Source organism: Enterobacter sp. Res13-Sevr-PEC09-46 (genome assembly GCF_015672585.1).
Taxonomy (GTDB): Bacteria; Pseudomonadota; Gammaproteobacteria; order Enterobacterales; family Enterobacteriaceae; genus Enterobacter; species Enterobacter hormaechei_C.
In genome coordinates, this window is record NZ_JADABR010000020.1 from 514374 (window position 1) to 540726 (window position 26353).

The 26353-nt window shown below is 56.4% G+C and carries 25 protein-coding genes; 12 read left to right on the forward strand and 13 right to left on the reverse strand.

Features of this window, described 5'->3' with window-relative positions; all coding sequences use genetic code 11:
* Positions 1 to 39: 39 nt before the first annotated feature.
* Together dadX and IMQ56_RS16050 are read right to left on the reverse strand one after the other, a co-directional pair.
* Complete coding sequence (gene dadX, locus IMQ56_RS16045) at positions 40 to 1110, reverse strand: catabolic alanine racemase DadX (RefSeq protein ID WP_023296789.1); 1071 nt, start codon at positions 1108 to 1110, stop codon at positions 40 to 42.
* 9 nt (positions 1111 to 1119) lie between these two features.
* On the reverse strand, positions 1120 to 2418 hold the full coding sequence (locus tag IMQ56_RS16050) for a D-amino acid dehydrogenase (RefSeq protein WP_015570317.1): 1299 nt from the start codon (positions 2416 to 2418) through the stop codon (positions 1120 to 1122).
* A 321-nt stretch (positions 2419 to 2739) separates the two neighbouring features.
* On the opposite strand from IMQ56_RS16050, the gene IMQ56_RS16055 reads away from it, so the two are divergent.
* Positions 2740 to 4272: a SpoVR family protein gene (locus IMQ56_RS16055; protein ID WP_017384314.1), complete on the forward strand. Its 1533-nt coding sequence runs from the start codon at positions 2740 to 2742 to the stop codon at positions 4270 to 4272.
* 114 nt (positions 4273 to 4386) lie between these two features.
* Here the strand turns inward: IMQ56_RS16055 and fadR are convergent, their stop codons facing one another.
* Positions 4387 to 5106, reverse strand: coding sequence for a fatty acid metabolism transcriptional regulator FadR (fadR, locus tag IMQ56_RS16060; protein ID WP_015570315.1), 720 nt, complete (start codon positions 5104 to 5106; stop codon positions 4387 to 4389).
* Between the two features lie 201 nt (positions 5107 to 5307).
* On the opposite strand from fadR, the gene nhaB reads away from it, so the two are divergent.
* Together nhaB and dsbB are read left to right on the forward strand one after the other, a co-directional pair.
* Positions 5308 to 6846: a Na(+)/H(+) antiporter NhaB gene (gene nhaB / locus IMQ56_RS16065; RefSeq protein ID WP_017693269.1), complete on the forward strand. Its 1539-nt coding sequence runs from the start codon at positions 5308 to 5310 to the stop codon at positions 6844 to 6846.
* A gap of 46 nt (positions 6847 to 6892) precedes the next feature.
* Positions 6893 to 7423, forward strand: a complete 531-nt coding sequence (gene dsbB / locus IMQ56_RS16070; protein WP_032667927.1) for a disulfide bond formation protein DsbB — start codon at positions 6893 to 6895, stop codon at positions 7421 to 7423.
* A 99-nt stretch (positions 7424 to 7522) separates the two neighbouring features.
* On the opposite strand, the gene IMQ56_RS16075 is transcribed toward dsbB, so the two are convergent.
* The 3 genes from IMQ56_RS16075 to IMQ56_RS16085 all read right to left on the reverse strand — a co-directional run bounded on the left by IMQ56_RS16075 (position 7523) and on the right by IMQ56_RS16085 (position 9039).
* Positions 7523 to 7963, reverse strand: coding sequence for a YcgN family cysteine cluster protein (locus IMQ56_RS16075; RefSeq protein ID WP_015570314.1), 441 nt, complete (start codon positions 7961 to 7963; stop codon positions 7523 to 7525).
* Between the two features lie 93 nt (positions 7964 to 8056).
* Positions 8057 to 8716 (reverse strand): fumarylacetoacetate hydrolase family protein, encoded by a 660-nt coding sequence (locus IMQ56_RS16080; protein WP_017384317.1) that lies wholly within the window; start codon positions 8714 to 8716, stop codon positions 8057 to 8059.
* 47 nt (positions 8717 to 8763) lie between these two features.
* Positions 8764 to 9039, reverse strand: coding sequence for a YcgL domain-containing protein (locus IMQ56_RS16085; protein ID WP_015570312.1), 276 nt, complete (start codon positions 9037 to 9039; stop codon positions 8764 to 8766).
* 123 nt (positions 9040 to 9162) lie between these two features.
* Between IMQ56_RS16085 and minC the strand changes: the two genes are divergently transcribed.
* The 3 genes from minC to minE are packed head-to-tail and all read left to right on the forward strand — an operon-like array spanning position 9163 to position 10975.
* Positions 9163 to 9870: a septum site-determining protein MinC gene (gene minC, locus IMQ56_RS16090; protein WP_015570311.1), complete on the forward strand. Its 708-nt coding sequence runs from the start codon at positions 9163 to 9165 to the stop codon at positions 9868 to 9870.
* Positions 9871 to 9892: 22 nt separating this feature from the next.
* On the forward strand, positions 9893 to 10705 hold the full coding sequence (minD, locus tag IMQ56_RS16095) for a septum site-determining protein MinD (RefSeq protein WP_003859938.1): 813 nt from the start codon (positions 9893 to 9895) through the stop codon (positions 10703 to 10705).
* Between the two features lie 3 nt (positions 10706 to 10708).
* Positions 10709 to 10975, forward strand: coding sequence for a cell division topological specificity factor MinE (gene minE / locus IMQ56_RS16100; RefSeq protein ID WP_003859937.1), 267 nt, complete (start codon positions 10709 to 10711; stop codon positions 10973 to 10975).
* Positions 10976 to 11061: 86 nt separating this feature from the next.
* Here minE and rnd read toward each other — a convergent pair whose 3' ends face one another.
* From rnd to IMQ56_RS16125, 5 genes are all read right to left on the reverse strand, one after another.
* Positions 11062 to 12177 (reverse strand): ribonuclease D, encoded by a 1116-nt coding sequence (gene rnd, locus IMQ56_RS16105; RefSeq protein ID WP_126542867.1) that lies wholly within the window; start codon positions 12175 to 12177, stop codon positions 11062 to 11064.
* Between the two features lie 83 nt (positions 12178 to 12260).
* Positions 12261 to 13946: a long-chain-fatty-acid--CoA ligase FadD gene (gene fadD / locus IMQ56_RS16110; RefSeq protein ID WP_003859933.1), complete on the reverse strand. Its 1686-nt coding sequence runs from the start codon at positions 13944 to 13946 to the stop codon at positions 12261 to 12263.
* A 203-nt stretch (positions 13947 to 14149) separates the two neighbouring features.
* Complete coding sequence (locus tag IMQ56_RS16115; protein WP_015570309.1) at positions 14150 to 14731, reverse strand: Slp family lipoprotein; 582 nt, start codon at positions 14729 to 14731, stop codon at positions 14150 to 14152.
* Positions 14732 to 14768: 37 nt separating this feature from the next.
* Positions 14769 to 15464 (reverse strand): tRNA (adenosine(37)-N6)-threonylcarbamoyltransferase complex dimerization subunit type 1 TsaB, encoded by a 696-nt coding sequence (gene tsaB / locus IMQ56_RS16120; protein WP_015570308.1) that lies wholly within the window; start codon positions 15462 to 15464, stop codon positions 14769 to 14771.
* Positions 15465 to 15530: 66 nt separating this feature from the next.
* Positions 15531 to 17441: an ATP-dependent DNA helicase gene (locus tag IMQ56_RS16125; RefSeq protein ID WP_045335096.1), complete on the reverse strand. Its 1911-nt coding sequence runs from the start codon at positions 17439 to 17441 to the stop codon at positions 15531 to 15533.
* A gap of 133 nt (positions 17442 to 17574) precedes the next feature.
* Here IMQ56_RS16125 and IMQ56_RS16130 point away from each other — a divergent pair, with 133 nt between their 5' ends.
* Positions 17575 to 17919 carry a RidA family protein gene (locus IMQ56_RS16130; RefSeq protein ID WP_045335099.1) on the forward strand — a complete coding sequence of 115 codons (345 nt, stop codon included), beginning with the start codon at positions 17575 to 17577 and terminating at the stop codon, positions 17917 to 17919.
* A 5-nt stretch (positions 17920 to 17924) separates the two neighbouring features.
* Here the strand turns inward: IMQ56_RS16130 and IMQ56_RS16135 are convergent, their stop codons facing one another.
* The gene (locus tag IMQ56_RS16135) at positions 17925 to 18107 is read right to left on the reverse strand and encodes a YoaH family protein (protein ID WP_003859925.1); all 183 of its coding nucleotides are present in this window, start codon (positions 18105 to 18107) and stop codon (positions 17925 to 17927) included.
* 61 nt (positions 18108 to 18168) lie between these two features.
* Between IMQ56_RS16135 and pabB the strand changes: the two genes are divergently transcribed.
* From pabB to IMQ56_RS16155, 4 genes are all read left to right on the forward strand, one after another.
* On the forward strand, positions 18169 to 19503 hold the full coding sequence (gene pabB, locus IMQ56_RS16140) for an aminodeoxychorismate synthase component 1 (RefSeq protein ID WP_047733779.1): 1335 nt from the start codon (positions 18169 to 18171) through the stop codon (positions 19501 to 19503).
* Positions 19500 to 20078 carry a CoA pyrophosphatase gene (locus IMQ56_RS16145; RefSeq protein ID WP_017384324.1) on the forward strand — a complete coding sequence of 193 codons (579 nt, stop codon included), beginning with the start codon at positions 19500 to 19502 and terminating at the stop codon, positions 20076 to 20078. Before pabB ends, IMQ56_RS16145 begins: the two co-directional genes overlap by 4 nt.
* 184 nt (positions 20079 to 20262) lie before the next feature.
* Complete coding sequence (sdaA, locus tag IMQ56_RS16150; RefSeq protein ID WP_003859920.1) at positions 20263 to 21627, forward strand: L-serine ammonia-lyase; 1365 nt, start codon at positions 20263 to 20265, stop codon at positions 21625 to 21627.
* Between the two features lie 129 nt (positions 21628 to 21756).
* Positions 21757 to 23355 carry a cyclic diguanylate phosphodiesterase gene (locus IMQ56_RS16155; RefSeq protein WP_196064077.1) on the forward strand — a complete coding sequence of 533 codons (1599 nt, stop codon included), beginning with the start codon at positions 21757 to 21759 and terminating at the stop codon, positions 23353 to 23355.
* A gap of 6 nt (positions 23356 to 23361) precedes the next feature.
* On the opposite strand, the gene yoaE is transcribed toward IMQ56_RS16155, so the two are convergent.
* A complete protein-coding gene (yoaE, locus tag IMQ56_RS16160) occupies positions 23362 to 24921 on the reverse strand; it encodes a CNNM family cation transport protein YoaE (RefSeq protein WP_006810992.1) in 1560 nt (519 codons plus the stop codon).
* A 462-nt stretch (positions 24922 to 25383) separates the two neighbouring features.
* Here yoaE and manX point away from each other — a divergent pair, with 462 nt between their 5' ends.
* Positions 25384 to 26346, forward strand: a complete 963-nt coding sequence (gene manX, locus IMQ56_RS16165; RefSeq protein WP_108393984.1) for a PTS mannose transporter subunit IIAB — start codon at positions 25384 to 25386, stop codon at positions 26344 to 26346.
* The last annotated feature ends 7 nt before the right edge of the window (positions 26347 to 26353 follow it).

Genomic DNA, 26353 nt, shown 5'->3' on the forward strand with positions numbered 1-26353 from the left:
GCCGGGTAAGGCGAAGCCGCCACCCGGCACACACACATGTTACACCGTCACAACAGGCACTCTTGACGCCAGCGCGCACATCAGCTCATACCCGACGGTGCCCGCCGCAGCGGCCACATCATCAATTTTAACCTCGTTGCCCCACAGCTCAACCGGTGAGCCGATCCCCGCCTGGGGACACGGCGTCAAATCGATGGCCAGCATGTCCATGGAGACGGTACCTACCGTGCCGGTGCGCACGCCATCGACCCACACCGGCGTGCCGCTCGGGGCGATGCGCGGATAACCATCTGCATAGCCCCCCGCCACGATACCGATGCGCTGTTCACCTGCTGCCCGATAGCGGCTGCCATAGCCCACCGTATCGCCCGCTTTCAGGGTTTGCACGCCGATAATCTCGCTTCGTAACGTCATCACCGGCTTCAGGCCGCTGTTGGCAATATCCTGCCACTGACCTGAGGGTGACGCGCCGTACAGTACGATCCCCGGACGTACCCAGTTGTAGTGCGCCTCGGGATGCCAGAGCGTTGCCGCTGAGTTCGACAGCGAGCGCGGACAGTCCAGACCTTCTGCCGCCTGCTCAATGCGGACCATGGCATCGGCAATGCCGTCCGGCTTTTCCGCATCGGCGAAGTGCGCCATCAGCGTCATCTCACCGACGTTTTTCAGCGCACGAAGCTGCTGCCAGACCGTATGCACCCGTTCAGGCTGGAAGCCCAGACGGTTCATCCCGCTGTTCACTTTGAGATAGATATCCAGCGGGGCATGCAGCTTCGCGTCCTGGATGGCCTTGATCTGCCAGTTACTGTGAACGCTGGTCGTCAGGCGGTACTTATCCAGCAGAGGCAGATCCTGCGCATGAAAGAATCCTTCCAGCAGCAGGATCGGTCCTTTCCAGCCGCGCTCGCGCAGCAGGATGGCCTCTTCCAGATTCAGCAAGGCAAAACCATCGGTGCCGCCGAGCGCACTCCAGATACGGTCGATACCATGACCGTAGGCGTTGGCTTTCACCACCGACCAGACACGAGAACCCGGCGCAGCACGGCGAACAATTTGCAGGTTATCCTTCAGCGCCTGCAAATCCAGCTGGGCCAGAATAGGACGGGACATGACGACTCCTTAATTATGCGCGCCGTGCAGGTGTTGTGGACGCGATGGGGTAAACCCTGATTGATAGCGTGCGGCGCTCAAATCGTCAAACGGAATTGCCGGCGTCCTTCCGGAGATCAGGTCGCTCAGCAGCTGGCCCGAACCGCAGGCCATGGTCCAGCCAAGCGTGCCGTGGCCGGTGTTAGTCCACAGATTTTTGTATGGTGTACGGCCCACAATCGGCGTGCCGTCCGGGGTCATTGGGCGCAGGCCGGTCCAGAACGTTGCCTGCTCAATGAAGCCGCCGCGCGGGAAGAGATCGCCCACGACCATCTCCAGCGTTTCACGACGCGGTTTGAGCAGCTCGGTATTGAAGCCCACGATTTCCGCCATGCCGCCGACGCGGATCCGGTTATCGAAGCGGGTGATGGCGATTTTGTAGGTTTCATCAAGAATGGTCGAGACCGGCGCGCCGCTGTCCTCTTTCACCGGGATGGTCAGGGAGTAGCCTTTCAGCGGATAGACCGGGATATCCAGGATCCCTTTCAGCATCGCGGTTGAGTAGGAGCCAAATGCCATCACGTAGGCATCGGCTTTAATTACCTCTTCCCCACACTTCACGCCGTAAATCTTCTCCCCTTCCGACAGCAGTTTGTCGACAGAAGTATTGAAGCGGAATTTCACCCCGGCCTGCTCACACATGCGCGCCAGACGCTGGGTGAATAGCTGGCAATCGCCGGTTTCATCGTTCGGTAAACGCAGACCGCCCGTCAGCTTATGCGCGACCTCGGCAAGCGCTGGCTCCACCTGCGCCAGCTGGCTGGCTTCCAGCAGCTGATACGGTACGCCCGCATCTTCAAGCACGGCGATATCGCGGGTCGCGTTTTCGTACTGTTGCGCGGTACGGAACAGCTGAAGTGTGCCGCCCTGACGCCCTTCATATTCAATGCCCGTTGAGGCACGCAGCGCCTTCAGGCAGTCGCGGCTGTATTCCGCCAGCCGCACCATACGCCCCTTGTTTTCCATATAGTGGCGGGTGTCGCAGTTGCGCAGCATCTGCCACATCCATTTAAGCTGGAACTGCGTGCCGTCAAGACTTATCGCCAGGGGCGCATGTCGCTGAAACATCCATTTGATCGCCTTCAGCGGAACGCCCGGGGCCGCCCACGGCGCAGCGTAGCCCGGAGAGATTTGCCCCGCATTCGCCGCACTGGTTTCCAGCGCCGGACCGGATTCGCGATCGATAACGGTAACCTCATGTCCCGCCTGACTTAAATACCAGGCGCTGGTTACGCCAACGACACCACTTCCCAGTATGACAACACGCATAGCCACTCCATTATGAGCAAAAGAACAATCATCTAATTACAGATTGATAACCTAGTTGAAAATATTATTCAACATATGACTTTTTTATGGTGACTCAACTCACATATCCCGCTGTATCAGGGGATGGCGCTTATTTGGGATCTCCTGCTGCGCGTTATTTTTAACCAGTAGAAAATTCTGTGAGCACCGCTTTATTTGCCGTATCGAAAACGCGAAATCGCAAAGAAAAAATTTCTGCGCCCCGCGTATTTGAATGGGGTGATCTATGCTTGAAAGGAGGCTCTCCAGTCAGAGAGAGCGACCAACAACGAGGGCGCGCTAATGGCTACACTAGATTCCATGTCCAGGGACAGCACCCGTCTGAGCGATGGACCCGACTGGACCTTCGAGTTGCTGGATGTCTACCTGGCGGAGATCGACCGGGTGGCCAAACTCTATCGTCTGGATACCTATCCCCATCAGATTGAAGTCATCACCTCGGAACAGATGATGGACGCTTACTCCAGCGTCGGGATGCCAATTAACTATCCGCACTGGTCGTTTGGCAAAAAATTCATTGAGACAGAGCGGCTGTATAAGCACGGGCAGCAGGGACTGGCGTATGAAATCGTCATTAACTCTAACCCGTGTATTGCCTATCTGATGGAGGAGAACACCATTACCATGCAGGCGCTGGTGATGGCGCACGCCTGCTATGGACATAACTCGTTCTTCAAAAATAACTATCTGTTCCGCAGCTGGACGGACGCCAGCTCCATCGTCGATTACCTGATCTTCGCCCGCAAATACATTACCGACTGCGAAGAGCGCTACGGCGTGGACGAGGTGGAGAAGCTGCTGGACTCCTGCCACGCGCTGATGAACTACGGCGTTGACCGCTATAAGCGCCCGCAGAAGATCTCATTGCAGGAAGAGAAAGCCCGGCAGAAGAGCCGCGAGGAGTATCTGCAAAGCCAGGTGAATATGCTGTGGCGCACCCTGCCGAAACGTGAAGAGGAGAAAACCGTCGCCGAGGCGCGTCGCTACCCTTCCGAGCCGCAAGAAAACCTGCTCTACTTTATGGAGAAAAACGCCCCACTGCTGGAGCCGTGGCAGCGTGAGATCCTGCGCATCGTGCGCAAGGTGAGCCAGTATTTCTATCCGCAGAAGCAGACCCAGGTGATGAACGAAGGCTGGGCGACCTTCTGGCACTACACCATTCTTAACCACCTGTACGACGAAGGAAAAGTCACCGAGCGGTTTATGATGGAGTTTCTGCACAGCCACACCAACGTGGTATTCCAGCCGGCATATAACAGCCCGTGGTACAGCGGCATTAACCCGTACGCGCTCGGCTTTGCCATGTTCCAGGATATCAAGCGTATTTGTCAGTCGCCCACCGAAGAGGACAAATACTGGTTCCCGGATATTGCCGGTTCCGACTGGCTGGAAACGCTGCACTTCGCGATGCGTGATTTTAAGGATGAGAGCTTTATCAGCCAGTTCATGTCGCCGAAGATCATGCGTGATTTCCGCTTCTTCACCGTACTGGATGATGACCGCAACAACTACCTGGAGATCTCCGCGATCCACAACGAAGAGGGTTATCGCGAGATCCGCTCGCGCCTGTCATCCCAGTACAACCTGAGTAATCTTGAACCGAACATTCAGGTCTGGAACGTGGATCTGCGCGGCGACCGCTCCCTGACGTTGCGCTATATTCCGCACAACCGCGCGCCGCTGGATAAGGGGCGTAAGGAAGTGCTGAAGCATGTGCATCGCCTGTGGGGATTTGACGTGTTGCTGGAGCAGCAGAACGAAGATGGCAGCGTTGAGCTGCTGGACCGGTGTCCGGCGCGGTTGAATACGCTGTAGTGGGATTTTTTGCCCGGTGGCGCTACGCTTACCGGGCCTACGGGACCTGTAGGCCGGGTCAGGCGAAGCCGCCACCCGGCGAAAAAAAACCTCCCAATCGAGAGGTTTTTTCTTTCAGCGACTCTGAATCGCTAAATCGCCCGGCAGCGTTTTCTGCATCCGATGCCAGATTTCACCGGAGTCGTGGCCGTAACGACGCACCGTTTCATAGACCTGATCGTGCAGCCCTTCGGTGCAGAGTTTGCTCAGTTTATGGTAGAAGCCGAGCGCCAGGCTGCGGGCTTCAGGGTTAGCAAAGTAGTGACGACCAATGCGCGTATATAACCCTTTCATTCCATTCAGGATAAGACCGTAAACCGGATTGCCGGAAGCAAACGCCAGACCGCGGAACACATTGTAATCCAGGGTCGCAAAGGCATCCGCGTGGTCTTCCACCTCATTAGCGGTGGCAAGCACTTTCAGCGCATCTTCAGGATGCTGACGAAACGCGGTGCGGATGAAAATGGTGGCGATGTTGGTGCGCACGGAAAGCAGATTATCAATCAGCTGCGGTACGCTTTCGTGGTCGAGACGCGCCAGCGTTTCCAGAATGTTCAGCCCGGACGTTTCCCAGAAGTTGTTCACCTTAGTGGGTTTGCCATGCTGTATCGTCAACCAGCCATCGCGCGCCAGACGCTGGAGCACTTCTCGCAGCGTGGTACGGGTGACGCCAATCAGTTCAGAGAGTTCGCGTTCAGCAGGTAGAATTGATCCCGCAGGGAAACGATTATTCCAGATGCTTTCAATGATGTACTCTTCCGCGAAACCCGCCGGGCTCTGCGCCTTAATGACCATAGTGAGATTTCCATTACACAGCTTTAGCAAATTGCACTCATCATACCAGAGGCGCGCAGAGGCAGATAGCGCAGCAGAGACAGAAAAGAGGGATCGCCGTTTCATTTTTATGAAATTTACAAATGGCTTAATCCCCCGCTCTGCCGCCATTTTTGCGTATACTGATGTCTTGTCTTATTTGACGGGTAAAGGACGTCTGTCGTGGAAATTTCATTTGGGCGCGCGCTGTGGCGCAACTTTTTAGGTCAGTCACCTGACTGGTACAAACTTACTTTACTGGTATTCCTGGTCGTTAATCCCGTTATCTTTTTGCTGGATCCCTTCGTTGCCGGGTGGATGTTGGTCGCCGAGTTTATCTTTACCCTGGCGATGGCGCTGAAGTGCTATCCGCTGTTGCCCGGCGGGCTGCTGGCGCTGGAAGCCGTGGTCATTGGAATGACCAGCGCGGAGCATGTTAAAAACGAGATAGCGTCGAATCTTGAAGTCTTGCTGCTGCTGATCTTCATGGTGGCGGGGATCTACTTTATGAAGCAGCTTCTGCTGTTTATCTTCACCCGTTTGCTGCTGAGCATTCCATCGAAAACGCTGCTCTCGCTGGCGTTTTGCCTCGCCGCGGCCTTCCTCTCTGCCTTCCTGGATGCGCTGACGGTCGTTGCGGTGGTGATCAGCGTCGCCGTCGGCTTTTACGGGATTTACCACCGGGTGGCCTCGTCTCGTCCTGGCGATAACTTGCAGGACGACAGTCACGTTGAGGCGCACAACCGCGATGTGCTGGAACAGTTCCGCGCGTTTCTGCGCAGCCTGATGATGCATGCGGGCGTGGGGACGGCGCTGGGCGGCGTGATGACCATGGTCGGGGAGCCGCAAAACCTGATTATCGCCAAAGCGGCTGAGTGGCATTTTGGCGAATTTTTCCTGCGCATGGCGCCCGTCAGCGTGCCCGTGCTGGTCTGCGGGTTAGCAACCTGTGTGCTGGTCGAAAAATTCAACCTCTTTGGGTATGGCGCTAAGTTGCCCGATCAGGTCCGCCAGGAGCTGCATAAGTTTGACGAGCAGAGCCGCAAACAACGCACGCGCCAGGAGACGCTGCGTCTGATTGCACAGGGTTTCATCGGCGTGTGGCTTATCGCTGCGCTGGCCTTCCACCTTGCCGAGGTGGGGCTGATTGGCCTGTCGGTAATTATCCTTGCAACCAGCCTGGGCGGCGTTACGGACGAACATGCTATCGGAAAAGCCTTTACCGAAGCGCTGCCGTTTACCGCCCTGCTGGCGGTGTTTTTCGCGGTCGTGGCGGTGATTATTGACCAACATCTGTTCGCGCCGATCATCGCGTTTGTGCTTCAGGCTACGCCAGATTCGCAGCTAACGCTGTTCTATTTGTTTAACGGTCTGTTGTCCTCTATATCCGATAACGTCTTTGTCGGGACGGTATACATCAATGAGGCCAAAGCCGCGATGGAGCAAGGGATTGTCAGCAGTGAACAGTTCGAGCTGCTGGCGGTGGCGATCAACACCGGAACCAACCTCCCCTCCGTGGCAACCCCGAACGGTCAGGCGGCATTCCTCTTCCTGCTGACCTCGGCGCTGGCACCACTCATACGACTTTCTTATGGAAGAATGGTCTGGATGGCGCTGCCGTATACGCTGGTGCTTACCCTGGTTGGTTTGCTGTGCATCAAAATTACTCTCGTTCCCTGTACGCAATGGTTATTGCAAGCAGGTATACTTGCGGCGCATTAAAATTCGTTTACACTGCGCTGTCTAAGCATGTTCCAGGGAAATGATTATGTTGCGATTTTTGAACCAGTGCTCACGCGGTCGCGGAGCGTGGTTGTTGATGGCCCTGACCGCCTTTGCGCTGGAAATGGTCGCGCTGTGGTTTCAGCATGTGATGGGGCTGAAACCTTGCGTACTGTGTATTTATGAGCGTTGTGCGCTGTTCGGCATTATGGGCGCGGGTCTGGTAGGTGCGATTGCACCCAAATCACCGTTACGCTATGCGGCAATTGCCATCTGGCTGTTCAGCGCCGGGAAAGGGATTGCGCTTGCCTGGGAGCACACCCAGATGCAGCTTCACCCGTCGCCGTTTATGACCTGCGATTTTGCCGCCCGCTTCCCGAGCTGGCTGCCGCTGGATAAATGGCTGCCGCAGGTGTTTGTGGCCTCCGGTGACTGCTCTGTACGCCAGTGGGAGTTCCTGACGCTGGAGATGCCGCAGTGGCTGGTGGGCATTTTTGTCGCCTACTTTGTGGTGGCACTGCTGGTGCTGATTGCCCAGCCGTTCAAACCAAAGAAACGCGATCTTTTTGGAAGGTAAAAGCAAAACGGCAACGTCAGTTTTGTAGATCGGGTAAGCGCAGCGCCACCCGACAAAATTGCGCACAATAAAAAACCCGCCTCGGCGGGTTTTTTATTATCACCGATTAGGGTGATTCATAATGTGGTCTTCCCAGTCGCGCACCTCGGACTCTTTCACCGCAATGTGGCGCACGGAAATACGTTCACCGTGCATCGCCGCTTTCGACCCCGTCAACAGCGGATGCCATGTGGGCAGATCTTTTCCTTCCGCCAGCAGGCGATACGCGCAGGTATGCGGCAGCCACTCAAAGGTCGGCAGATTTTCACGGGTTAACTTGATGCAGTCCGGCTCATATTCGAAACGGCGCTCATAGTTGCGGCACTGGCAGGTTTTGATGTTTAACTGCTTGCAGGCTACGTTGGTGAAATAGATCTCGTCCGAATCTTCATCCATCAGCTTATGCAGGCAGCACTGCCCACAGCCGTCACACAACGATTCCCACTCCGCGTCGGTCATGTCGTCGAGAGTTTTGCTTTGCCAGAAAGGAATGTCGTTCATCGGGATGTCCACACGTCAAAATAGAGCGCACCTTATAACGAGTCTGGCACGTTGATGCAAGTTTTGCCGCCCTTTTCAGGCGGCAAGGTGCTTTTACAGCACGCGGGTTTTCAGCGACAGGCCGTTAAAACTGACGTCCAGTTCGTCGCCGCCAAGCAGCGGCCCCACACCTTCCGGAGTGCCGGTGAGGATCACGTCGCCAGGTTTCAGGGTGAAGAAGCGGCTCATGTAGGCAATCAGCGGAACGATCTTATGGATCATGTCAGCGGTTGTTCCCTGCTGGCGGATCTCGCCGTTGACCTTCAGGCTGAGCGGCGTGTTCTGCGGATCGTCGGTAAATTCACTCACCGGAACGAAACCAGAAATCGGGCATGAATTATCAAAACCCTTGGCTTTTTCCCACGGCTGCCCCGCTTTCTTCATTTTGCCCTGGACGTCACGCAGCGTCAGGTCGAGCGCGACACCGTAACCCGCAATCGCCTTCTCTACATGCTCTTCAGTTGCCTGGCGCAGCGTCGCGCCGATCAGCACCGCCAGCTCCACTTCATGATGCACCGAGCCCAGTCCCTGCGGCAGAACCAGCGGCTGGCGAATATCGCACAGTGCGGTTTCTGGCTTAATAAACAGAACCGGCTCTTCCGGCACGGCGCTGCCCATCTCCTGAATATGTTTTGCATAGTTGCTGCCCACGCAGACCACTTTGCTGACGGGATAATCCAGTAATGCACCTTGCCAGTTATGATGTTGATACATGGTCGACCCCTAATCGGTTGATGAGTTGTTCCCGGAAGGACCCGGGCTTATTTCTTTCCGCTCAGCTCAAGGTGCTGTTTTAATAAATTCTCCGGTGGCGGCGGAAGCTGTAAATAATAGCCCTGCTCGATTAACGCCTTTTTGACTTTCTCAAGATCGGCGTTCACCAGCTTCTTACGGCCGTCCAGCGGCAGCAGCATCGCCAGCTGCGGACGGCCAAAGCTTTTCATTAATTCTTCAGGCACGCGGGAAAAATCGTCTTTCTTTTCGACATAAAGGTAGGTCTGGTCGCGGCTGGTACTTCTGTAGATCACACAAAACATGTTTTTACTCTGAATTAACGGGTGGTTGCTTGCCTCAATATACTCCTGACTATAACATGCCTGATACTCTTCGGAATATCGCGGCGATGTGTTGCGGTTAATAGCAAATTGAGTAAGGCCAGGATGTCAAATACGCCCATCGAGCTTAAAGGCAGTAGCTTCACCTTATCAGTGGTTCATTTGCATGATGCAAAACCCGAGGTTATTCGTCAGGCGTTAGAAGACAAAATCGCGCAGGCTCCCGCTTTTCTTAAGCATGCTCCTGTCGTCGTCAATGTAAGCGACCTTGAGGGGCCGGTTAACTGGAAGCGACTCCAGCAGGCCGTCGTCTCCACGGGGTTGCGCATCGTGGGTATTAGCGGCTGCAAAGACGCAGAGTTAAAAGCCGAAATTGAACGCGCGGGTTTGCCCTTGTTAAACGAGGGCAAAGAAAAAGCCCCGCGTGCAACGCCTGCAACCGTTCCCGCTCCCCCGCCTCCGGCGCAAAATGTAGCCCCAGTCACAAAAACGCGATTGATTGATCTGCCGGTTCGTTCCGGTCAGCGCATTTATGCGCCAAACTGTGATCTGATTGTTACAAGCCACGTCAGTGCGGGCGCAGAACTGATTGCAGATGGCAATATTCACGTTTACGGTATGATGCGTGGGCGTGCGCTTGCGGGCGCCAGCGGCGATCGAGAAGCACAAATTTTTTGTACTCACCTGACGGCAGAACTGGTGTCTATCGCAGGTGAATATTGGCTGAGCGATAAAATCCCAGCCGAATTTTATGGCAAAGCGGCCCGTCTGCAACTGGCAGATAACGCTTTGACCGTTCAACCGTTAAATTGATCCCTTTTAACAAGGAATTTCTATGGCACGCATTATTGTTGTGACTTCGGGTAAAGGAGGCGTTGGCAAGACCACCTCCAGCGCGGCCATCGCTACTGGTTTGGCCCAGAAGGGAAAGAAAACCGTCGTAATCGACTTCGATATCGGTCTGCGTAACCTGGACCTGATCATGGGTTGCGAGCGTCGCGTGGTGTATGACTTCGTGAACGTCATTCAGGGCGATGCCACCCTTAACCAGGCGCTGATTAAAGATAAGCGTACCGAGAACCTCTACATTCTTCCGGCGTCCCAGACCCGTGATAAAGACGCCCTGACCCGCGAAGGCGTGGAAAAGGTGCTCGACGATCTGAAAAAGATGGAGTTCGACTTCGTGGTCTGCGACTCCCCGGCCGGTATCGAAACCGGGGCTTTGATGGCGCTCTACTTCGCGGATGAAGCCATCATCACCACCAACCCGGAAGTCTCGTCAGTACGTGACTCCGACCGTATTCTCGGCATTCTGGCCTCGAAATCCCGTCGCGCGGAAAATGGCCAGGAGCCAATCAAAGAGCACCTGCTGCTGACCCGCTACAACCCTGGCCGGGTGAACAAAGGTGACATGCTGAGCATGGAAGACGTGCTGGAGATCCTGCGCATCAAACTGGTTGGCGTGATCCCGGAAGATCAGTCCGTGTTGCGCGCCTCTAACCAGGGCGAGCCCGTGATCCTGGATACACAGGCAGACGCAGGTAAAGCGTATGCGGATACCGTTGACCGTCTGCTGGGAGAAGAACGTCCTTTCCGCTTCATTGAAGAAGAGAAGAAAGGTTTCCTCAAACGCCTGTTCGGAGGATAAGTTATGGCATTACTGGACTTTTTTCTCTCGCGGAAAAAAAGCACCGCCAACATCGCAAAAGAACGTCTGCAAATCATTGTGGCGGAACGTCGTCGTAGCGACGCCGAACCGCACTACCTGCCGCAGTTGCGCAAAGACATTCTGGAAGTGATCTGCAAATACGTGCAGATTGACCCGGAAATGGTCACCGTTCAGCTGGAGCAAAAAGACGGGGATATTTCGATTCTGGAGCTGAACGTGACGCTTCCGGAAGCGGAAGAGTCGCGTTAATCCGTTTGTGGTTTTGTAGGCCGGGTAAGCATCGCGCCGCCCGGCAATTTCCCCGGTGGCGCTGCGCTTACCGGGGCTACAATTCTTTAGCGCGGATACCCTTCCAGCAGGGTATTCAGGCGTTCGGCCATCAGTTCCCCCCGCCATCCGGCGACCAGTTCCGGTAAACCATTTTGCGGTTTCAACTTCCAGTGCCAGTTCAGCAGCTGGTTAATCTGACGACGTGAAGCCAGCAGTTCGGCACTCAGTTTGCTTTCCCCCGCCACCGTCTGCACCAGCGCTTTGATGTCTTTGAACGCCTTACGGTAGCCCGGCATATCCATCAGGTTAAGCAGCGGTTCTGGCAGTGCGTCCTCTGGCAGCTGCTGAGCTTTCTCTACCAGCGCGAGCAGCGTTTTACCGTGGAAACGGATCTCACTTCCGGAAAGGCCAATGCTGTCCAGTTCACCAAGGCTACCCGGCATATAGCGCGCCACCGCCCACAGGTGTTCTTCACGCACCACGAAGTTAACCGCCAGATCGCGCTCACGCGCTTTACGCAGACGCCAGTCAGCCAGCAATTGCAGACAGGCCAGTTGACGGGTGCGCAGCTGCCAGGCGTTGGTGATGTCACGCCAGGCTTCTTTCGGACCAACCACTTCCTGGCGACGCTGCTGCGTCATGCGGCACTCGTCCAGTGCGGCAGACAGCCAACCGGACGCCTCAGCCTCTTTCATGAGCTGGCCGGCAATTGGAAGAAGATAAAAGACGTCTGCCGCGGCGTATTCAAGCTGACGCGCCGTCAGCGGACGCGCGAGCCAGTCGGTACGCGATTCGCTCTTATCCAGCGTCAGACCGGTGTACTCTTCCACCATCGCCGCAAAACCCCAGGAGAGCGGACGACCGCTGAACGCCGCGAGGATCTGGGTATCAATCAGCGGCTGCGGCATGATGCCAAAGGTGTTGAGAAAGACTTCCAGATCTTCACTGCCCGCGTGCAGATATTTGGTCACGGCGGTATCCAGCAACAGCTCGCGCATTGGCGCCCAGTCGGTAATGCCGAGGGGGTCAATCAACGACACGTGTTTGCCGTCATACATCTGAATCAGACCCAGCTGCGGATAGTACGTTCGGGTGCGGACAAATTCCGTATCCAGGGCGATAGCGGGAAATTCACGCGTCACCTCGCACAGCGAAGCCAGCTCGTCGTTGGTAGTGATCATCTGGTAATTCAAATCGGACTCTCTTTTGTTTGCGCCCATAAAAAACGCCGGATTAACCGGCGTCTGGGCGATTAACGTGAAGCTCAGGCCTTATTGTCCACTTTGGCACGGGCTTCGTCACGTAATTCTCGTCGTAATATCTTCCCGACGTTGGATTTCGGCAGCTCATCCCGGAATTCCACCAGCTTCGGCACTTTATAGCCCGTCAGCTGACGGCGACAAAACGTTATCAGCGCATCCTCGGTCAGAGAAGGATCTTTCTTGACCACAAATATCTTCACCGCTTCACCGCTGCTGCCGGAAGGAACGCCCACCGCCGCCACTTCCAGCACGCCGCTGTGCTGCATCACCACGTCTTCGATTTCGTTCGGATAGACGTTGAACCCTGACACCAGGATCATATCTTTCTTGCGATCGACGATGCGCAGGAAGCCTTCGTCATCCATCACCGCGATGTCGCCCGTGTGCAGCCAGCCGTCTTTGATGATCTCATCCGTGGCATCCGGACGTTGCCAGTAGCCCAGCATCACCTGCGGCCCTCTGACGCATAGCTCTCCTGGCTCACCGTGAGGCACTTCGTTATCCTCATCATCCACCAGTTTTGCCTCCGTCGACGGGACCGGCAGACCGATACTGCCGCTGTGATAGTCGATATCATGCGGGTTAACGCTGACCAGCGGGGCGCACTCCGTCAGACCATAGCCTTCCAGCAGATACTGTCCGGTGAGTTTCACCCAGCGCTCGGCCACCGCCTGCTGAACCGGCATCCCGCCTCCCGCAGAGAGGTGTAGCGTGGAGAAATCGAGCTGCTGGAACTCTTTATTGTTAAGCAGCGCGTTAAACAGGGTGTTCACGCCGGTCATGGCGGTGAACGGGTATTTCGCCAGCTCTTTGACCAGCCCTGGAATGTCGCGCGGGTTGGTGATCAGTACGTTTTGCCCGCCAAGCTCGATAAACAGCAGGCAGTTCATGGTCAGCGCAAAAATGTGATACAGCGGAAGCGCGGTGATCACCAGCTCCTTGCCTGGATGCAGCAGCGGCCCGTAGGTGGCATTAACCTGCTCAAGGTTCGCCAGCATGTTACGGTGGGTCAGCATCGCCCCTTTCGCCACGCCGGTGGTGCCGCCCGTGTATTGCAGGAAGGCCAGATCCTCAGACACGATCTCTGGCTTCACGTACTGCATCCGGTAGCCCGCATGCAGGGCGCGGCGGAAGGAGATGGCATCCGGCAGGTGGTATTTCGGCACCAGCCGCTTAACGTATTTAACGACAAAGTTGACCAGCGTACCTTTCGCGGTAGAGAGCTGGTCGCCCATGCGCGTCAGGATGACGTGCTTAACCTGGGTTTTTTCAACCACTTTTTCCAGCGTATGGGCAAAGTTGGAGACAATCACAATCGCTGCCGCGCCGCTGTCATTCAACTGATGTTCCAGCTCGCGCGGGGTATAGAGCGGGTTAACGTTAACCACGATCATCCCTGCCCTGAGGATCCCGAACAGCGCCACCGGGTATTGCAGCAGGTTTGGCATCATCAGCGCGACGCGATCCCCTTTCTGCAAGCCCAACCCTTCCTGTAAATAGGCTGCAAACGCCCGGCTGCGCTCTTCCAGCTTACGGAAGGTCATCACTTCGCCCATATTCACAAATGCAGGCTGGTCAGCGTAACGCCGTACCGAGTGTTCAAATAATTCAATCAGGGATTGATAACGGTCAGGATTGATCTCCGCAGGGACATCCGCGGGATAACGGTTAAGCCAAACCTTTTTCAATGCATCACCTCTGAAATGAGTGTTCGTCGTCATCACAGCCCCGATAATAAACAGTTTGTTAACATTATATTAACTCAGCGTACCAGTTTATTAATTGTTCAGATTGCAGGTTGCGAAGCGCGTCACTCTTTTTTTTCGTTTTATCCGTAAAAAAACAGAGACAGCGGCTGAGCCGCTGTCTCTTTCCTAACAATAACAGTAAGTTACTCAGTTACGATTGTTTGAACCTGTGCAGGGCCTGGATTGTACCAACCCCAGCCACCGTAGCCGTAACGATACGGATGCGGTCCCCACATCCACGGATCGATTGGCTGTGGCGGCATCACCACCTGCTGGGCGATACGCCAGCGTTTGTAGCCGTTCACCTGCATGGTCATAAATTTGTATGGCGTATTGCCGATTTTCCCCGCCACCGAACCGGTAATCGGCCCGACGACGGTTACCAGCTGCCCGCGGAAATCTACCGGATCGAGGAAGCCGCTGACGTCAGCGTAAATCCGCCCGCGCGAGGCTTCACCCAGAACAGGCCGCGCGCCGTCGTCCAGCGGGACAGTGGCAATCTCCAGTCGGGTTTTCCCCTGCTGGTTTAACACTTCAACCACCTTGCCGCCAAACCGCGCTTCCTGCCCGACATACAACTCCGGGGCATTCATCACGCGTACCAGATCCTGCTGTGGCGTCGGGCTGGTGCCCTTGATCGCATCAGGAACGGTGACGCACCCGCTCAGTGCTATGGCAACCGCGCCTGCCATAAGAAAGCGTACAACTTTAGTCTGAACCGCCATGATGCGACTCCTTTTTCTCAGTTCCTGTTACTGAGATTCACTCGCGGCCAGGAAGTTTCTTCCACGCGACGGTGTTTCGTAAATAAACCGGTTCAGCATGTTCAACCGCCACGGTTTTTCCTGCGGCAAGCAGCTGACAGGCAATCGGCAGCATATCTTCTGCGGCGGGCAGGAGCATGTTACCGTCCACCAGCGTAAGGCCGGTGTCCTTCGCCATCTCAGGCCATGCCGGCCAGCCGGTTCCGACCGTCGCCCACTCACCGGAGAGCTGCTTCAGGCGCCCGGTGACGGCTTCAGGTTTAAGCACCGCTTCCGTCTCTTCGCCGTGCCAGACGCCGTTTTCGTCACGGGTGTACTCCGCCCAGTAGACTTCCCCCATGCGGGCATCAATCGCAGCCAGCACGCGGGTGGCCCCGGTCATGCGCCAGGCGCCCTGAGCCATGGTCGCAAGCGTTGAGACGCCGATCATCGGCAGGTCAGCGCCCAGCGCCAGCCCCTGCGCAATGCCAATCCCGATACGTACGCCCGTAAAGCTGCCCGGACCACGGCCGTAGGCCAGCGCGTCGAGGTCAGTCAGGGCGGTGTTGCCCTCGGTTAAAATGGTTTTTACCAGGGGCAGAATACGTTGGGTGTGTTCCCGTGGGCACTCTTCGAAATGAGCAAAAGTCGTACCGTCGTTCCACAGGGCAACGGAACAGGCCTCTGTCGCGGTATCAATAGCCAGAATTCGCATCAGTCGTCGCGCTCTCGCAATGTTCAGTCACAAAATGGCGCGCATCTTAACACACTCCGGGAAGAATTACTCCGCCGTCGGGTTCGCCAGGAAGCGGACCGCGCGTTTAATATCCCGCGTGCGCGGCGCGGGCGGCAGGCTGGCGAGGAAGGTGGCGCCGTAGGGACGCATCACCAGGCGGTTGTCGCAGATCACCAGCACCCCGCGGTCGGTGACGTCGCGGATCAGTCGCCCTACCCCCTGTTTAAGCGTGATGACCGCGTCCGGCAGCTGGACGTCGTCGAACGGATCGCCCCCGCGCAGACGGCAATCCTCCATGCGCGCTTTCAGGAGCGGATCGTCCGGCGATGTGAACGGCAGCTTATCGATAATCACCAGCGAGAGCGTATCGCCGCGCACGTCCACCCCTTCCCAGAAGCTGCTGGTCGCCACCAGCAGGGCATTACCGGCGCTGACAAACTGCTGGAGCAGCTGGCCTTTGCTGGTTTCCCCCTGCAACAGCACCGGTAGCGTCATGGTGGCGCGGAACTGCTCGGCCAGTTCGCGCATCATGGCGTGTGAGGTGCAGAGCATAAAGCAGCGCCCATTGTTGGCCTCAATCATCGGCTTCAGCATGGCCGCCAGATGGCGCGCCGCGCCCGGCTGGTTAGGCAGCGGCAGATTGCGCGGCACGCACAGCAGCGCCTGTTTCTCATAGTCGAACGGGCTCGGCAGAAGCAGGGATTCCGCCTGCTCAATGCCGAGGCGCTCGGTAAAGTGGTGCAGATCGTCATTGACCGACAGCGTGGCCGAGGTAAAGACCCAGGTGCCGGGCTTTTGCGCCATCACCTCTTTGAATTTATCAGCAACGGTCAGCGGCGTGAGCGCCAGGGTGAAGTGGCGCGAGGTACATTCGTACCAGTAGCTATAGCCCGGCTGGTTGATCTCTTTCAGCCGCTTCAGCCGCCCACGGTAGAGCGTGGCGCGCTCGAAAGCGGCGTCCAGCAGCGCTGAACGTCCGAGGGACAGCTTCGCCACGTCGTAACAGAGTTCAAGGGCATCATCGAGCAGCAGCAGCGCGCGCTGGATATTTTTGTCTGCGAGCAGTTCGCGCAGGTTGCCGCGATAGCCCGGCTCGCCAAGCTGTAAGCGGAAATCCTGTGCGCATTGCGCCAGGCGGTCCGCGCACTTCTGCAACTGCTGGGTATCTTTGAGTTCGGTGCGATAGGCAATGGTAATATCTTTCGCCAGATCCTGAAGCTGACGACTGGAGAGCGACTGACCAAAATACTGGCTGGCGATGTCCGGTAGCTGATGGGCTTCATCGAAGATCATCACATCCGCCTCCGGGATTAGCTCGCCGAAACCACTGTCCTTGACCACCATATCCGCAAGAAACAGGTGATGGTTCACCACCACCACGTCGGCGTCCATCGCGGTTTTACGCGCTTTCACCACAAAACAGTCCTTATACAGCGGGCAGTCGCTGCCGAGGCAGTTGTCATTGGTGCTGGTCACCAGCGGCCAGGCCGGGGAGTCTTCCGGAACGCTCGCGCAGGTGCTGATGTCCCCCTCCTCCGTCTGGTTGGCCCAGGCGCGCAGGACGATCACATCGCTCAGGGTTTGTACCGGCAGGTCGCCGCCCGCCAGCGCCTGCTGTTCAAGACGCTCCAGACACAGGTAGTTAGAACGCCCTTTCAGCAAGGCCAGACGCCCTTTGTATTTCAGCGCTTTCGCCACCGTGGGTAAATCGCGGCTGTAGAGCTGATCCTGGAGCGCTTTTGATCCCGTAGAGATGATCACCTTCTTTTTCGCCCGCAGCGCAGGAGCGAGGTAAGCATACGTTTTCCCCGTACCGGTGCCGGCCTCCACGACCAGCGGCTGCGCCTTGTCGATGGCGTGCGCGACGGCATGCGCCATCTGACGTTGGGGTTCGCGCGGTTTAAAGCCGGGAATAGCCTGTGCTAACTGACCTTCTGGGGAAAAATCGTCTGCCACGGTGTTCTCTCACTGTATTTTTGCACAGGGATTATGTCAGCCCCTTCTCTCCGGTGCCACCCCAAATAGTGACGACGGCGGAACATTATGGCAGTCTTGCCGCCTGACGACGAAAGATAACGAGGATACGTTTATGACAATTACGCGCATTGATGCCGAAGCCCGCTGGTCTGATGTGGTGATCCACAACCAGACGCTGTACTACACCGGCGTCCCTGCCAATCTGGACGCTGACGCCTTCGAGCAGACCGCCAACACCCTGGCGCAGATCGACGCCGTACTGGAAAAACAGGGCAGCGATAAATCCCGCATTCTGGATGCGACGATTTTTCTGGCGAATAAAGACGATTTCGCGGCGATGAATAAAGCCTGGGATGGGTGGGTGGTGGCGGGTCACGCGCCTGTACGCTGCACCGTACAGGCCACGCTGATGAAACCGGAATATAAGGTTGAGATCAAGATTATCGCGGCAGTGTAAGCCGGTTATTCTTCATCTTCATCCTCAAAGCGCGCCACGATCCGCTCGCCGGTATGGGTGGCGCGAAGTTCTTCCGCGACCTGGGAAATTGCCTGTCCGCTGCTCATCCCCTGGGACATCAGCTCCTGAATACGTTCAACGGCTTTCTGCTGTTGGTCATGGCTGAGAGAAGGTAAACCTGCAAACATCGTTAACTCCTGCTAAATTATTCGCGCTAATTATTTCACGCTGCCCGGTAGTATGCCATACATGAACATGCGCTTCCCCACTGTTATGACCTTGCCCTGGCGTACAGACGCCGCCGAGTTCTGGTTTGCCCGTCTGAGCCACCTTCCTTTTGCCATGCTGCTGCACTCCGGGCATGCGGATCACCCCTACAGCCGCTTTGACATTCTGGTGGCCGACCCGGTTAAAACGCTGACGACCGATGCGCTGTCGCCAACGGACGATCCGCTGATGCGGCTTCAGAACGAGATCCATGCTCTGGGCTTATCTGCCACACCGGATCCGGATCTGCCTTTCCAGGGGGGCGCGCTGGGCCTGTTTGGTTACGATCTGGGTCGCCGTTTCGAAACGCTGCCCGAGCATGCGCAGGCGGATATTTCCCTGCCGGATATGGCGGTGGGGCTGTATGACTGGGCGCTGATCGTGGATCACCGTAAGCAGACGGTTTCTCTGCTAAGCCACCGGGACGTGCAGGCGCGTCTGTCCTGGCTTGAGGCGCAACGGCCCGCCGCCCCGGAACGCTTTATGCTAAGCTCCGGCTGGCGCTCGAACATGAGCGCGGAGGAATACGCGGAAAAATTCTCCCGCGTGCAGGCGTATCTTCACAGCGGCGACTGTTATCAGGTCAACCTCGCCCAGCGTTTCCAGGCGGCATACGAGGGAGACGAATGGCAGGCGTTTACCCGCCTCAATGCCAGCAATAAGGCCCCGTTCAGCGCATTTTTACGCCTTGAACACGGCGCCATCCTCAGCCTTTCACCTGAGCGTTTTATTCACCTGGCTGGCGGTATGATTCAGACCCGCCCGATAAAGGGCACCCTGCCGCGCCTTGCCGATGCCGACGCCGACCGTCAGCAGGCGGAGACGCTGGCGGCCTCGCCGAAAGATCGCGCTGAAAACCTGATGATTGTCGATCTGATGCGCAATGATATTGGCCGCGTCGCCGAGCCGGGCAGCGTGCGCGTGCCGGAGCTGTTCGTCGTGGAGCCATTCCCGGCGGTGCATCATCTGGTCAGCACCATCACCGCACGTCTGCCGGCCTCGCGAACCGCCTGCGATCTGCTCCGCGCCGCGTTTCCGGGCGGCTCCATTACCGGCGCGCCGAAGGTCCGGGCGATGGAGATCATCGACGAACTGGAACCGCATCGCCGCAACGCCTGGTGCGGCAGCATCGGCTATGTGAGTCTGTGCGGCACCATGGATACCAGCATCACTATTCGCACCCTGACGGCCTGCGACGGTAACCTGTACTGTTCCGCAGGCGGTGGCATTGTGGCCGACAGCCAGGCGGAGGCGGAATATCAGGAAACCTTTGATAAAGTGAATCGTATCCTGAAACAACTGGAGAACTCACGGTGAAGAAAGACAACCTGACGCTGGATGATTTTCTGTCGCGCTTTCAGCTTCTGCGGCCCCAGGTTAACCGCGCCACGCTGAATCAACGTCAGGCGGCGGTGCTGATCCCGGTCGTGCGTCGTGAGCAGCCGGGTCTGTTGCTTACCCAGCGCTCACCGCATATGCGAAAACACGCCGGTCAGGTTGCGTTCCCGGGCGGCGCGGTGGACAGCACCGATGCATCCCTGATTGCCGCCGCACTGCGCGAAGCGCATGAGGAAGTGGCGATCCCCCCGGAGGCGGTCGAGGTGATCGGCGTGCTGCCGCCAGTGGACAGCGTAACCGGTTTTCAGGTCACGCCGGTCGTTGGCATTATTCCGCCCGATCTTCAGTATCACGCCAGCGTCGATGAAGTTTCAGCGGTATTCGAAATGCCGCTGGAAGAGGCCCTTCGTCTGGGTCGCTATCACCCGCTGGATATTCACCGCCGCGGACACGATCATCGGGTCTGGCTGTCGTGGTATCAGCATTATTTTGTCTGGGGCATGACGGCAGGCATCATTCGTGAGCTGGCCCTGCAAATCGGCCTGAAGCCTTGACTATACTTTACATTCCACCCTTTTCTGGCAGGTTTGCGATCGGCGTCGCGCTATTAGCAAAACCATCGTTAACCATTAGTTTAATTCATGTGAATAGTTAAGCCGAGGTTGGTGTTCCCTCTTACACTATGCGCAGTTATAACATCGTTACTGGAACCCCAGTAACCCTGTCAGGAGTGTGAAAGTGATTAGTATATTCGACATGTTCAAAGTGGGGATTGGTCCATCTTCTTCCCACACTGTAGGGCCGATGAAGGCCGGTAAACAGTTCGTCGATGATCTGGTCGAAAAAGGATTACTGGAAAGCGTTACCCGTGTCGCCGTAGACGTTTACGGTTCACTGTCATTAACGGGTAAAGGCCACCACACCGATATCGCCATTATTATGGGTCTGGCGGGCAATATGCCGGACACAGTTGATATTGATGCCATTCCGGCATTTATCCGCGACGTGGAAACGCGCGGTCGTTTGCTGCTGGCTAACGGCCAGCACGAAGTGGACTTCCCGCAGGATGACGGGATGCGTTTTCGTAGCGACAACCTGCCGCTGCATGAAAACGGCATGACCATCCACGCCTGGAGTGGCGAAAAAGAGATCTACAGCAAAACTTACTACTCCATCGGCGGCGGCTTTATCGTTGACGAAGAACACTTTGGTAAAGAGAGCGCGGGCGACGTCAATGTGCCCTATCCGTTTAAATCGGCCACCGAGATGCTGGGCTACTGCAAAGAGACCGGTCTGTCCCTGTCAGGCATGGTGATGCAGAACGAACTGGCGCTGCACAGCAAGAAAGAGATCGAAGACTATTTTGCTAACGTGTGGCAAACCATGCGCGCCTGTATTGACCGCGGGATGAACACCGAGGGTGTTCTGCCTGGGCCACTGCGCGTACCGCGTCGTGCCTCTGCGCTGCGCCGCATGCTGGTCACTACCGACAAGTTCTCCAATGACCCAATGAACGTGGTCGACTGGGTGAACATGTTTGCCCTCGCGGTTAACGAAGAGAACGCAGCGGGTGGTCGCGTCGTGACGGCGCCAACCAACGGCGCGTGCGGTATCGTTCCGGCGGTGCTGGCCTATTACGATCACTTTATTGAGCCCGTGACGCCGGACATCTATATCCGCTATTTCCTCGCGGCAGGTGCTATCGGCGCGCTGTACAAGATGAATGCGTCTATCTCCGGTGCTGAAGTGGGCTGTCAGGGTGAAGTGGGCGTGGCCTGCTCTATGGCAGCAGCGGGTCTGGCGGAACTGCTGGGCGCCAGCCCTGAGCAGGTGTGCGTGGCGGCGGAAATCGGTATGGAGCACAACCTCGGTCTGACCTGTGACCCGGTTGCCGGCCAGGTGCAGGTGCCGTGCATTGAGCGTAACGCCATCGCCTCCGTCAAAGCGATCAACGCCTCACGTATGGCGATGCGCCGTACCAGCGAGCCACGCGTGTCGCTGGATAAGGTTATTGAAACTATGTACGAAACCGGCAAGGACATGAACGCGAAGTACCGTGAGACCTCGCGCGGCGGTCTGGCCATTAAGGTGCAGTGCGACTAAGCCTTCCTTTCGCCCATCTGCAACGGATGGGCGAATTTTCCCCTCTCGTCTCGTCGCTTCACGTATTCCCCACTACACTGTCACTGTTGCGTCTGGCTTTTCCGGCCGGTGCTTAACAGGCGACCGTTCATGCAAACTGCACAAACGATCATTAAAGACTATCGCCGAAAACGCGTTATCGTCTGTGTCACGGTTGCGCTCGTTACGCTCGTCCTGACGCTGGGTATTCGCTTTATTTCACAGCGCAACATAAATCAGGATCGGATTTACGACTTTACCCACCACACCGTGCGTGCGCTTGATAAGGTGCTTCTTTCGTTAAAGGCCCAGCGGGAAACGCTACTTTCACTGGTTGGCATACCCTGTTCCGAAGCAAATCTGATCCTGCGAAAACAGGCGGCGATCCTCCAGACCGTACGCTCCATCGCCCTCATTCAAGACGGAATACTGTATTGCTCAAGCGTCTTTGGCAGCCGTAATGTGCCCGTCAGTGAGTTTGTGCCGGAGCTGCCGGTCAGTGAATCCAGGCTGTTGCTGCTGACCGATCGGTGGCTGGTAAAAGGCAGCCCGGTACTGATTCAGTGGTCTCCCCTCGCGAGCGACGGCAACGACGGGGTGATGGAGGTGGTGAATATCGATCTCATCACTAAAATGATTCTTGAGCCGCAGCGGCCGCAGATCACCGACGTTGTCCTGAGAGTAGGAGATAACTTCCTCCGCGACGGGCAACAGGTGACGACTACGCCGACCTTCGATGAAAACGCCTCCCTGCTGGAACAATCGTCACAGCATTACCCTTTCAGCGTCACGGTGAGCGGCCCCGGGCCTGGCGAAATGGCGTTAAAAAATCTGCCCACCCAGCTGCCGCTGGCGTTAATGCTCAGCTTACTGATGGGCTATATCGCCTGGCTCGCCACCGCGCGGCGCATCAGTTTCACCTGGGAAATCAATATGGGAATTGCGGCCAGGGAGTTTGAGCTCTTCTGCCAGCCGCTGGTGAATGCCCGCACCCGGGAATGCGTCGGCGTCGAGATCCTCCTGCGCTGGAACAACCCGCGTCAGGGATGGATTTCGCCCGATGTCTTTATCCCTCTGGCCGAAGAACATAACCTGATTGTTCCGCTTACCCGCTACGTCATCAGCGAAACGGTGCGGCAGATAGGCTATTTCCCGGCCTCGCGCGATTTCCATATCGGCATTAACGTGGCCGCCAGCCATTTTCGCCGCGCTGCGCTGATCCAGGATCTCAACCGCATCTGGTTTAACGCCAGCCCTGTTCAACAGTTGATCGTGGAGTTAACCGAACGCGATGCGTTGCTGGATGTGGATTACCGCATAGTGCGGGAGCTGCACCGCAAAGGGGTGAAACTTGCGATTGATGATTTTGGTACCGGCAACAGCTCACTTTCATGGCTAGAAAAACTGCATCCGGATGTGCTGAAAATTGATAAATCCTTCACCACCGCGATCGGCACCGACGCCGTGAACTCAACGGTAACAGATATTATTATTGCACTGGGTCAGCGGCTGAATATTGAACTGGTTGCGGAAGGGGTGGAAACCGAGGAGCAGTCACGCTACCTGCGCCGTCACAGCGTACATATTTTGCAGGGGTACTTGTATGCGCGGCCAATGCCGCTGCGCGAGTTTCCGAAATGGCTGGCGGAAAGTCACTCTCCGCCAGCCCGTCACAACGGACACATCGTGCCCTTACTGCCGTTACGCTAGATAGCGTTACTCTTCTTCGTCGTGTGCAGAGTGCTCTTTAACAATACGCACCATATCAACGCGATAGTCGTTGGCTTCGACGATGGTAATTTGCAGCGGCGGCAGCTCCAGCACATCACCAATACGCGGGATCTGCCCGTTAACGGCAATCACCAGCCCCGCGACGGTGGCAATGTCTTCATCATCATTGACCACGTTTTCGACGCCCAGCGTGTGCGAGAGCGCGTGCAGGTCGGTGGTGCCTTTCACCAGCCAGCCGTCACCGTCGGCAACGATTTCCGGGGTTTCATCCGCATCAGGGAATTCACCGGCAATGGCTTCCAGCACGTCCAGCGGCGTCACCAGGCCCTGTACCACACCAAATTCATTGGTGACGATAACAAAGCTCCCGCGGGCACGACGCAATACGCCCAGCAGGTTGATCGGATCCAGCGTCTCCGGTACCACGATGGCGGGCGACGCGGCCGCTACGGCCTCGACGTTAACGCCCTCTTCCAGCGCCACCAGCATCTCTTTCGCGCGTACCACACCGATAATCTCATCCAGCTCACCCCGGCAGACCGGGAACAGGCTGTGTGGCGAGGAGAGCAGCTGCTGACGAATTTCGTCGACGCTCAGGTTGGCGTCCACCCAGCTGATCTCACCGCGCGGCGTCATAATGCCGCGCAGGGAGCGGGAAGCCAGCGAAAGCACGCCGTTGATCATGTAGCGTTCTTCTTCCACAAACGCGCCTTCCGGCACCGGAACCGGGTTACGGTTCTCGTTATCAGCCTGCACGTTGACCTGACGACGTCCGCCCATCAGTCGCAGAATCGCATCTGCGGTACGGGCTCGCAGCGGCTGATTCGACTGCTGCTTAATAAAGTTACGGCGCGCAATCTGGTTAAACAGCTCGATCAGAATCGAGAAGCCAATCGCGGCGTACAGGTAGCCTTTCGGAATATGGAAGCCAAACCCTTCTGCCACCAGGCTCAGACCAATCATCAGCAGGAAGCTCAGACACAGCACAACGACCGTCGGATGCTGGTTGACGAAACGCGTCAGCGGTTTTGACGCCAGCAGCATTACCGCCATCGCAATCACCACCGCCGCCATCATCACCGGCAGATGGTTCACCATGCCGACTGCCGTAATCACCGCATCCAGAGAGAAGACCGCATCAAGCACCACAATCTGGAGAACAACCACCCAGAAGCTGGCGTAACCCTTACCGTGACCATCATCGTGCTGCCGGTTCTCCAGCCGTTCATGCAGCTCTGTTGTGGCTTTGAACAGCAGGAACAGTCCCCCCACCAGCATGATTAAATCGCGGCCGGAGAAGGTGAAATCCATGACGGTGAACAGCGGCTTCGTCAGGGTAACCATCCACGAGATCACAGACAGCAAGCCCAGACGCATGATCAGCGCCAGCGAGAGGCCGATCAGACGGGCTTTATCACGCTGTTTCGGCGGCAGCTTATCCGCGAGGATGGCGATAAACACCAGGTTATCAATACCGAGAACGATCTCCAGCACGACCAGCGTAAGCAAGCCTACCCAGATTGACGGGTCCATTAAGAATTCCATGACACGCTCCTGCTAAAGGAATGACAAAACGGTGCCCCGCTAATTTCGGGCATTTCAAAGGGAATGAGAGTCGATGCGTGGCGAAGATCGCCGATGAATAAGGCGCGGAATGGCCTGGAAGATGACTGACGTCGGTGACGGTCCATATAGTGGGCTGTAGCCCTATACTCCTGAATAATTAAACGGACGCTAAACATATCAGAGACAATTGGTTTTTAGCAAAGATTTACGTTCCTTTGCAAACTTCTGTAACACACGCGGATTAACTTAAAGAAAAATCTGTAAGGCTTAGCTAAATTACGGATCTTCATCACATAAATTATTTTTTCACTATCTAAAATAATTCGCGGAAGTCTTAGTTTTTTGAACTCTAACCCTTATCTGAATCGATTCGGTTCGCCAATACGATTCTCAGTACGCCTGCCTGGCAGACGTATACATGATAATAAAAGGAGGTAGCAAGTGACCATTGCTATTGTCATAGGCACACATGGTTGGGCTGCGGAGCAGTTACTCAAAACGGCAGAAATGCTGTTGGGCGAGCAGGAAAACGTCGGCTGGATCGATTTCGTTCCCGGTGAAAATGCCGAGACGCTGATTGAAAAATATACTGCTCAGCTTGAGAAGCTGGATACCAGCAAAGGCGTGCTGTTTCTCGTGGATACATGGGGCGGCAGCCCGTTCAACGCTGCCAGCCGCATTGTCGTCGATAAAGAGCATTATGAAGTCGTCGCCGGGGTGAATATCCCGATGTTGGTGGAAACCTTCATGGCGCGTGACGACAACCCAGGTTTTGATGAACTGGTGGCACTGGCGGTGGAAACCGGTCGCGAAGGCGTGAAGGCGCTGAAAGCGCAGCAGGTTGAAAAACCGGCCCCTGCCCCTGCTGCACCAAGGGCGGCAGCACCGGCGAAGCCAATGGGTCCGAACGATTACATGGTTATCGGCCTTGCGCGTATTGATGACCGTCTGATCCACGGCCAGGTGGCAACACGCTGGACCAAAGAGACCAACGTACAACGCATCATCGTGGTCAGTGACGAAGTGGCCGCCGACACTGTCCGTAAAACCCTTCTTACCCAGGTTGCACCGCCGGGCGTCACCGCGCACGTCGTGGATGTCGCCAAAATGATCCGCGTTTACAACAACCCGAAATATGCGGGTGAGCGCGTGATGCTTCTCTTCACCAACCCGACAGACGTCGAACGCATTGTTGAAGGCGGCGTGAAAATCACCTCCGTTAACATTGGCGGTATGGCATTCCGTCAGGGCAAAACGCAGGTCAACAACGCGATTTCAGTGGATGCGAAAGATATCGAGGCCTTCAACAAACTGAATGCACGCGGTATCGAACTGGAAGCCCGTAAGGTTTCCACGGACCAGAAACTGAAAATGATGGATTTGATCGGCAAAGTGGGGAAATAAGCCCGGG